The sequence below is a fragment of the Lutibacter sp. genome (genome assembly GCF_013139515.1).
Classification (GTDB): domain Bacteria; phylum Bacteroidota; class Bacteroidia; order Flavobacteriales; family Flavobacteriaceae; genus Lutibacter.
In genome coordinates this window covers 1-2,998 of the sequence record NZ_WTAR01000107.1, presented here as the reverse complement: position 1 = coordinate 2,998, position 2,998 = coordinate 1, and the positions used below count along the sequence as shown (strand labels likewise).

General features: G+C 35.0%; 1 protein-coding gene and 1 pseudogene. Both read left to right on the top strand.

The features are described from left to right. The coding region (locus GQ540_RS09660; protein WP_291800466.1) for a 4Fe-4S dicluster domain-containing protein at nucleotides 1-2,676 on the top strand (2,676 nt) is incomplete at its 5' end. 35 nt (nucleotides 2,677-2,711) lie between these two features. After that, a pseudogene (locus tag GQ540_RS09655) lies at nucleotides 2,712-2,998 on the top strand (hydrogenase); the annotation flags it as partial.

Here is a 2,998-nt window from a genome sequence, read left to right as displayed (position 1 = left end):
ACAAATGCACGTGTGCAAGCTTCAGTATTATCATTATATGATAGTCTTCGTTTAAAAGCACCAAAAGCAAATGGCGCTGAAATTTCTTGGACAGATGTAGATAGTCAAATTGTAGCAAAACTAAATGAAGTTAAAGAAGCAGGTTTGCCTATTGCACTTTTAACAGGTACTTGTGCTAGCCCTTCAACTAGAAAATTAGTAAATAAACTAAACGAAACATATGGAAAAGTAAATCATGTGGTTTACGATGCAGTTTCAGAATCAGCAGCGTTAGATGCTTTTAATGAAATGTACGGTACAAGAGCTTTACCAGATTATAATTTAGAAAAAGCGGATGTAATTGTTTCTATTGGAGCAGATTTCTTAGGAGATTGGCAAGGTGGAGGTTTTGATGCAGGTTATGCAAAAGGTCGTGTTCCAAAAAATGGAAAAATGTCACACCATGTTCAGATTGAATCTAATATGACGTTATCAGGAGCAAATGCTGATAAGCGTGTTATGGTAAAACCATCTGAACAAAACTTAGCACTAATAAAATTATACCAAGCAGTTGTTAAAGGTATAGCGACAAAAGAAGCTTCACCATTAAACACTGCAATTCAAAATACTGCTGCTCAAATTAAAAAAGCTGGTAGCAAAGCAGTTGTTGTAACCGGAATTCAAGATAAAAATGCACAATTAGTAGCTTTAGCAATTAACAACGCAATAAATAGTGAAGTAATTGATGTTGTTGCAACAAAAAATGTGAGACACGGAAACGATGCTAGCGTTGCACAACTAATTGCAGATATGAATGCTGGAAAAATTGGCGCTGTAATTATCAATAATTCTAACCCGGTGTATTCACTACCAAATTCTTCTGAATTTGTTGAAGGATTGAAAAAAGTAAAATTATCGGTTGCATTTTCTATGCAAGATAATGAAACAGCAAATGCAGTTGAATATGCATTAGCTACACCACATTATTTAGAGTCTTGGGGTGATGTGCTAATTAAAAAAGGAAACTACAGTTTAATGCAACCTACTATTAAACCATTGTTTAATACGCGTCAATTTCAAGATGCTTTATTAGCTTGGACAGGTAGCACAACTACGTATTACGATTTCTTGAAAGAAAGTTGGAATGCAGATGTATTAAATGGCGCTTCTTGGAATAATGCTTTGCATGATGGGGTTTTTGTTGCAGCTATTTCTGCTGAAGTTTCTGCTTTAGAGGTAGATGCTGATAAAGCAGCTTCAGAATTAGCAAAAGTAGAAGGTAGCGATTTAGAATTATCATTATATACTAAAGTTGGTTTAGGAGATGGTCAAATGGCAAACAATCCTTGGTTGCAAGAATTTCCAGACCCAATAACAAGAACTTCTTGGGATAATTACTTAACAATGTCTAAAGCAGATGCTGAAGCATTAGGAGTTGTAAATGAAAACGTTGCAAACGGAGCTTTAAACGGTAGTTTAGTAGAAGTGACTTCAAACGGAGTAACAGAAACGTTACCAGTTTTAATTCAGCCAGGACAAGCAAAAGGTTCTTTAGGTTTAGCCTTAGGTTACGGACGTACTCAAGGATTAAAAGATGAAATGAAAACAGGTACGAACGGATACCAATTCTATAAAAATTTCAATAACTTTCAATCAGATGTTTCTTTAAATGTAGTTGCTGGAGAACACGAATTTGCGTGTGTGCAGTTACACAATACCTTAATGGGTAGAGGTGATATTATTAAAGAAACAACTTTAGAAACGTATAATGATCAATCATTAAACTCTAGAAAAACTTGGAATAAAGTTCCTGTGGTTTCTTTAGACCATAATGAAGTTGAAGCATCAACAGTTGATTTATGGGAATCTTTTGATAGAACTGTAGGGCATCATTTTAACCTTTCAATAGATTTAAATGCTTGTACAGGTTGTGGAGCTTGTGTTATAGCTTGCCACGCTGAAAACAATGTTCCAGTTGTTGGAAAAGCAGAAATTAGAATGTCAAGAGATATGCATTGGTTGCGTATTGATCGCTACTATTCTCACGAAGAAGATTTTGCAGGTGATGTTGAAACAAAAGAAAATGGTACAGGAGTTTTAGGATATAAAAACACAATGTCTGATTTAGAAGACCCTTCTGAAAATCCTTCAGTAGCCTTCCAACCAGTAATGTGTCAACACTGTAATCACGCACCTTGTGAAACAGTTTGTCCAGTTGCAGCAACTTCTCACGGTCGTCAAGGTCAAAATCAAATGGCTTATAACAGATGTGTTGGAACACGTTACTGTGCAAACAACTGCCCTTATAAAGTACGTAGATTTAACTGGTTTGAATACCCAGAAAATGATCAGTTTGATTATAACATGAATGATGACTTAGGTAAAATGGTGTTAAATCCAGATGTTACTGTTCGTTCACGTGGTGTTATGGAGAAATGTTCAATGTGTATTCAAATGACGCAGGCTACTATTTTAAAAGCTAAGAAAGAAGGAAGACCAGTGAATACAGATGAATTTGAAACTGCTTGTTCTAATGCTTGTAGCACTAATGCTATGGTATTTGGTGATATAAACCATAAAGAAGATACAGTTACAAGTTTAACAGAAGATAAAAGAGCTTATCATTTATTAGACCACATTGGTACAAAACCAAACGTGGTTTATCATGTAAAAGTTAAGAATACGCAAGAAGCATAAAAATAATATTAATAGATAATAATTAAATAAGAATTATGTCGTCTCATTACGAAGCACCTATAAGAAGACCTTTAATTGTTGGAGAAAAAAGCTACCACGATATTACTGTAGATGTAGCAGCTCCAGTTGAAGGTAAAGCAAATAAATTATGGTGGACAGCATTTACAATTGCACTATTAGCATTCCTTTGGGGTGTTGGTTCAATTATATACACTATTGGAACAGGAATTGGAGTTTGGGGATTAAATAAAACCGTAGGTTGGGCTTGGGATATTACCAACTTTGTATGGTGGGTAGGTATTGGTCATGCTGGTACACTTAT